Here is a 217-nt window from a genome sequence, read left to right as displayed (position 1 = left end):
CGCAGCGGGCCCAACGACATGCCGTGGGGACAGCGCGTCGCCCACATCCAGGACCCCGACGGCAACCCGTTGAACCTCACCCAGCCGATCCCGGCTGCGTGACGCTGTTCGGGCACGGGTGGCCTTGAAGCCGGTGACGACCACGGGGTTGTCCCCGTCGTCGTCCAGGCCGAGGAAGCCCAGGTCGGCCAGGGCGCCGAGACCGGCAGCGCGCAGC

General features: G+C 72.4%; 1 pseudogene. It reads left to right on the top strand.

Features of this window, described 5'->3' with window-relative positions:
* Positions 1 to 102: pseudogene (locus JK363_RS43680) on the top strand (extradiol dioxygenase); the annotation flags it as partial.
* Between the last annotated feature and the right edge of the window lie 115 nt (positions 103 to 217).

This window comes from Streptomyces coffeae (genome assembly GCF_016741875.1).
GTDB classification, from domain to species: domain Bacteria; phylum Actinomycetota; class Actinomycetes; order Streptomycetales; family Streptomycetaceae; genus Streptomyces; species Streptomyces coffeae.
The sequence above is the reverse complement of the archived record's forward strand: the minus strand, read 5'-3'. Positions and strand labels throughout refer to the sequence as shown.